At 67.2% G+C, this 5317-nt stretch carries 5 protein-coding genes; 2 read left to right on the top strand and 3 right to left on the bottom strand.

Annotated elements, in window-relative coordinates:
* Nucleotides 1–76: 76 nt before the first annotated feature.
* From JWP65_RS19495 to purN, 3 genes are all read right to left on the bottom strand, one after another.
* A complete protein-coding gene (locus tag JWP65_RS19495) occupies nt 77–1291 on the bottom strand; it encodes a fatty acid desaturase (protein WP_299766769.1) in 1215 nt (404 codons plus the stop codon).
* A gap of 133 nt (nt 1292–1424) precedes the next feature.
* A complete protein-coding gene (locus JWP65_RS19490) occupies nt 1425–2690 on the bottom strand; it encodes an RsmB/NOP family class I SAM-dependent RNA methyltransferase (protein WP_299766767.1) in 1266 nt (421 codons plus the stop codon).
* 5 nt (nt 2691–2695) lie between these two features.
* Complete coding sequence (purN, locus tag JWP65_RS19485) at nt 2696–3286, bottom strand: phosphoribosylglycinamide formyltransferase (protein WP_299766765.1); 591 nt, start codon at nt 3284–3286, stop codon at nt 2696–2698.
* A gap of 24 nt (nt 3287–3310) precedes the next feature.
* On the opposite strand from purN, the gene JWP65_RS19480 reads away from it, so the two are divergent.
* Entirely contained in the window at nt 3311–3985 is a 675-nt protein-coding gene (locus JWP65_RS19480; RefSeq protein WP_299766763.1) for a YceH family protein, read from the top strand.
* A 26-nt stretch (nt 3986–4011) separates the two neighbouring features.
* Nucleotides 4012–5193, top strand: a complete 1182-nt coding sequence (locus JWP65_RS19475) for an acyl-CoA dehydrogenase family protein (protein ID WP_299766761.1) — start codon at nt 4012–4014, stop codon at nt 5191–5193.
* Nucleotides 5194–5317: the final 124 nt, after the last annotated feature.

The raw sequence follows: 5317 nt of genomic DNA, 5'->3' as shown, positions 1-5317 counted from the left end.
GCCGGCGCTCAGCCTGACGGCGAGGCGAAAAAAAGCCCCGGGGACGGGGCTTTTCCTTGGGGGGGGTTGGCAGGCGTTACGCGTGAGCTGCCCTCAGCTTCATCGAGAACTGCTGCAGAGCCACGATTCCGCTCTCTTCGGCGCGGCGGCACCACGCCTGCAGGTCGGCCGCGAGCTGTTCGCGCGACTGCGAGGTGTTGAGCCACATCTGGCGCAGCTCTTCCCGCATCGTCACCATCTTGTCCAGGACAGGATGGGCGGCACGCGCCTGGGCCAGTTGCGGACGGGCGGCGGCCGGCACCTTGTCGTCGTCGCGGTGCAGCCAGCGCCTGGCGGCCTGGAGCATGGCACTGTCGTGCCCCTTGGACTGGAGCAAGGCGAGTTCCGTCTTGCAGGCGCGGCGCATCTCGCGTGCGTAGCCGGCCATCACTTCGTAGCGGTTGGCGATCAGCGCCTCCAGCGTCTTTTCGTCGGCCACCGGGCGGATGGCGCCCAGGCGCAGTTTCGGCGGCACTTTCTTGACGGTGGCCCAGCCGATCTTGCGCATCAAGCTGATGTAGAGCCAGCCGATGTCGAACTCATAGGGCTTGACCGAGAACTTGGCGGCCGTCGGGTAGGTGTGGTGGTTGTTGTGCAGCTCTTCGCCACCGATGATGATGCCCCACGGCGACACGTTGGTGCTGGCGTCCTGCGCCTCGAAGTTACGGTAGCCCCAGTAGTGGCCAATGCCGTTGATGATGCCGGCGGCGGTGATCGGGATCCACAGCATCTGGACGGCCCAGACCGCCAGGCCCAGCATGCCGAACAGCGCCACGTTGATGATCAGCATGAGGCCCACGCCCTGCCAACTGAAGCGGGTGTACAGGTTGCGCTCGATCCAGTCGTCCGGCGTGCCATGGCCGAACTTGGCGATGGTCTCCGTCACCTTGGCTTCGGCCCGGTACAGCTCGGCGCCGCGCCACAGCACGGTATCGATGCCGCGCACCTGGGGGCTGTGCGGATCGTCGACCGTTTCGCACTTCGCATGGTGCTTGCGGTGGATCGCGACCCATTCCTTGGTGACCATGCCCGTGCCCAGCCACAGCCACAAGCGAAAGAAGTGCGACGGGACGGCGTGCAGGTCCAGCGCCCGGTGGGTCTGGCTGCGGTGCAGGAAGATCGTGACCGCGGCGATGGTGATGTGAGTGGTCACCAGCGTATAGATCAAGACCTGCCACCAGGACAGGTTCAGCAAACCGTTGGCGAGCCAGTCGACAGCCGCGTTCAGCACGGCCCAATCGGGAAGCAACATGGGGAGGAAGTCTCTTTCTAGGATGCAGGCGGGAAGCACTGCGTGCAGGGTAGGAGCCATTTTACGCGCGGGGGTTCAGTTCCCGCGTCAAATTCGGCCGGACGGCCAGCCCATGACTCTGTTTTTTGGCGCATTAGTTCGCTTTTTCCCATGCAGCAGCAAAGAAACCGTCAGTTGCGTGCCGATGCGGCCAGAGCCGCAGGAACATTCCGTCCCCACTGCACAGCTGCGCCGGCTGCGCGACCTTGGCTTGCTCCAGCAGTTCGACCACCGGCAGCCGGCGAAAGCCGGAGTGCCCGGCCTCGAACGCCGCGGCGATGTCTTCGTTCTCGGCCCGCAGCAGGCTGCAGGTGGCGTAGACCAGGCGCCCGCCCGGCTTGAGCAGCCGGGCCGCGCTGGTCAGGATTGCCGCCTGGGTCTTGGCAAGCTCGGCAATGCTGTCGGCCGATTGCCGCCACTTCAGGTCCGGGTTGCGCCGCAAGGTGCCGAGCCCGGAGCACGGCGCGTCGACGATCACGCGGTCGATCTTGCCGGCCAGACGCTTGATCCGGTCGTCGCGTTCATGGGCGATGGCCGCCGGATGCACGTTCGACAGCCCGCTGCGCGCCAGCCTCGGCTTGAGCTTGTCCAGCCGGTGGCCGGAGGTGTCGAAGGCGTACAGCCGGCCGGTGTTGCGCATGGCCGCGCCCAGCGCCAGCGTCTTGCCGCCGGCGCCGGCGCAGAAATCGACCACCATCTGGCCGCGCCGCGCATCCGCCAGCACGGCCAGCAGCTGGGAGCCCTCGTCCTGCACCTCGATGGCGCCGCGCTCGAAGGCGGCCACCTTGGCCAGCACCGGCTTGCCTTCGACCCGCAAACCCCAGGGGGAATACGGCGTCGGCTGGGTTTCGATCCCGGCCGCCTTGAGTTCCTTGTGGACGTCATCGCGCTTGTCGGTCAGCGCATTCACGCGCAGGTCCAGCGGCGCCTTCCCTTCCAGGCTGGCCACCAGCGGCCAGAACTCCTCGCCCAGCTGCTCGGCCAGCAGCGGCGCCAGCCAGTCCGGCAGGTTGTGGCGATGGCGGTCCATCAGGTCAGCCGCCACAACAGCATCGCAGTCCTTCAGCCAGGCCTGTTCCTGCGGCGTCAGCGCCGCCTGCAGAAAGTCGCGCGGTCCGGCAAAAGCCAGAATCGCCATGCGCCGCTCGCGCGGGCCGCTGCCCGAGCGGGCCAGGTGGTCGTACAGCAGCTTGCGGCGCAGCACGCCATACGCCGTTTCGGCCAGCGTTGCCCGCTCGCGCGGGCCGAGCGCCCGGCTCTCGCGAAAGAAGCGCGACACGATGGCGTCGGCGGGGTGGTCCAGTTTCAGGACCTGCTGGATCAGTGCAGTGGCAGTGTCGAGGAAGGCTTTGGGATGCATTGGGTTCAGTTGTCCTGCAGGCCGGGCAGCAGCTGCGCGATGGCCCGCGGATAGATCAGGTGTTCCTGGGTGAGCACGCGGCCAGCCAGCGCGGCGGCCGTGTCCTCGGGCAGCACCGGCACCACCGCCTGCGCCAGGATCGGCCCGTAGTCGAGTTCGGCGGTGACCTGGTGCACGGTGACGCCGGCGAAGCGGCAGCCGGCGTCCAGCGCCCGCTGGTGCGTGTGCAGGCCGGGAAAGGCCGGCAACAGCGACGGATGGATGTTCAGCAGCCGGCCCTGGTAGCGCGTCACGAAGCCGGGCGTGAGGATGCGCATGAAGCCGGCCAGCACCACCAGCGCCGGCTGGTGGCGCTCGATCGCGGCGGCCAGCGCCTCGTCGAACGCCTCGCGGCTGGCAAAACGCTTGTGCTCCACCACCTCGGTGGCGATGCCTTGCTCACGGGCCAGCGCCAGTCCGCCGGCATCGGGCTTGTTGCTGACGACGGCGGCCACGCGCGCGCCATGCACGCGCTCCCAATGGTCGCGCTGGGCGGCGTGCACAATTGCAGCCATGTTCGAGCCGCCGCCCGAGATCAGGATCACGATGTTCTTCATTCAGGGCGCGATTATCCCAGCCGCATGACCCCACTCTCCCCTGTTGAAGCCCGCGTGCTCGGCACGCTGATGGAAAAGGCACGCACCGTGCCCGACACCTATCCCCTTTCGCTCCATGCCGTGGTCGCCGGCTGTAACCAGAAAAGCAGCCGCGACCCGATCACCAGCCTGTCCGAGCCCGAGGTGCAGGAGGCGCTGGATGGCCTGAAGCGCCGCTCGCTCGCCTTCGCTTCCAGCGGCAGCCGCGTGGCCCGGTGGGAGCACAACCTCCAGCGCGCCATGGTGGTGCCGGAGCAGTCCGCCGTGCTGCTGGGCCTGCTGATGCTGCGCGGGCCGCAGACCGCCGGCGAGCTGCGCATCCACAGCGAGCGCTGGTACCGCTTCGCCGACATCTCCTCGGTCGAAGGCTTCCTGAACGAATTGGCGGAGCGCAGCCAGGACAAGGGCGGCCCGCTGGTGGTGCAGCTGGCGCGGGCCTCGGGCTCGCGCGAGCCGCGCTGGACGCACCTGCTGTGCGGGCCGGTCGATGCCGCCACCATCCAGGCGGGGACCGCCTCCGAAGCCACGCCGGCCGGCCTGGCCGGCCGCGTCGGCGCGCTGGAGGCCGAGGTGGCGCAGCTGCGCGCCGCCGTGGCCGACCTGTGCGCGCAACTGGGTTTGTCGCCACCCGGACAAACCGATGCGAACGACCGTGCTTAAACTCGACCTTCCTCCGGAGACCGCACATGGACCTCGCTTTCACCCCTGAAGAACAGAAGTTCCGGCAAGACATCCGCGCCTGGGTGCGCGAGAACCTGCCCCAGGACATCGCCCACAAGGTGCACAACGCCTTGCGCCTGTCGCGTGACGACATGCAGCGCTGGGCCAGGATCCTGGGCCAGAAAGGCTGGCTCGGCTACGGTTGGCCCCAGCAGTTCGGCGGCCCCGGCTGGACGGCGGTGCAAAAGCACCTGTTCGAGGAAGAGTGCGCCCTGGCCGGCGCGCCGCGCATCGTGCCGTTCGGGCCGGTGATGGTGGCGTCTGTGATCATGACCTTCGGCTCGCCCGAGCAGCAGCAACGCTTCCTGCCCGGCATCGCCAGCGGCGAGGTCTGGTGGAGCCAGGGCTACAGCGAGCCCGGTTCCGGCTCCGACCTGGCCTCGATCAAGACGCGCGCCGAACGCCAGGGCGACAAGTTCATCGTCAACGGGCAAAAAACCTGGACCACGCTGGCCCAGTACGGCGAATGGATCTTCTGCCTGGTGCGCACCTCCACCGAAGGCAAGCCGCAGACCGGCATCTCGTTCCTGCTGATCGACATGAAGTCGCCCGGCGTCAGCGTGCGGCCGATCATCATGCTGGACGGCGAGCATGAAGTGAACGAGGTGTTCTTCGACAACGTCGAAGTCCCGGCCGAAAACCTGATCGGCGAGGAGAACAAGGGCTGGACGTATGCCAAGCACCTGCTCTCGCACGAGCGCACCAACATCGCCGACGTCAACCGCGCCAAGCGCGAACTCGAACGCGTCAAGCGCATCGCGAAGACCGAGGGCGTGTATGAAGACCGCCGCTTCCGCGACGAGATCGCCAAGCTCGAAGTGGACGTGGTCGCGCTCGAAATGATGGTGCTGCGCGTGCTCTCTGCCGAGAAGTCCGGCAAGAACCCGCTCGACATCGCCGGGCTGCTGAAGATCAAGGGCAGCGAGATCCAGCAGCGCTACACGGAGCTGATGATGCTGGCGGCCGGCCCGTTTGCCGTGCCCTTCGTCAAGGAAGCGATGGAGGCCGGCTGGCAGGGCAACTTCCCCGGCGGCACGGTGGGCCTGGCGCCATTGGCCGCCACGTACTTCAACCTGCGCAAGACGACGATCTACGGCGGCTCCAACGAGGTGCAGCGCAATATCGTCTCGCAGTTCGTGCTCGGCTGAAGAACCAAGATTGAAAGGACAGCATCATGGACTTTGATTTCACCGACGACCAGGAATCGCTGCTCGACGCTACTCGCAAGTGGGTCGGCAAGGGCTACGACTTCGAGCGCCGGCGCAGCATTGT

The organism is Ramlibacter sp. (assembly GCF_028292805.1).
Classification (GTDB): Bacteria; Pseudomonadota; Gammaproteobacteria; order Burkholderiales; family Burkholderiaceae_C; genus Ramlibacter.
The sequence above is the reverse complement of the archived record's forward strand: the minus strand, read 5'-3'. Positions and strand labels throughout refer to the sequence as shown.

Bases quoted from the DNA above. Each gene is read 5' to 3' on its own strand.
- JWP65_RS19495 (WP_299766769.1), bottom strand. From the start codon at position 1,291: ATGTTGCTTCCCGATTGGGCCGTGCTGAACGCGGCTGTCGACTGGCTC.
- JWP65_RS19490 (WP_299766767.1), bottom strand. From the start codon at position 2,690: ATGCATCCCAAAGCCTTCCTCGACACTGCCACTGCACTGATCCAGCAG.
- purN (WP_299766765.1), bottom strand. From the start codon at position 3,286: ATGAAGAACATCGTGATCCTGATCTCGGGCGGCGGCTCGAACATGGCT.
- JWP65_RS19480 (WP_299766763.1), top strand. From the start codon at position 3,311: ATGACCCCACTCTCCCCTGTTGAAGCCCGCGTGCTCGGCACGCTGATG.
- JWP65_RS19475 (WP_299766761.1), top strand. From the start codon at position 4,012: ATGGACCTCGCTTTCACCCCTGAAGAACAGAAGTTCCGGCAAGACATC.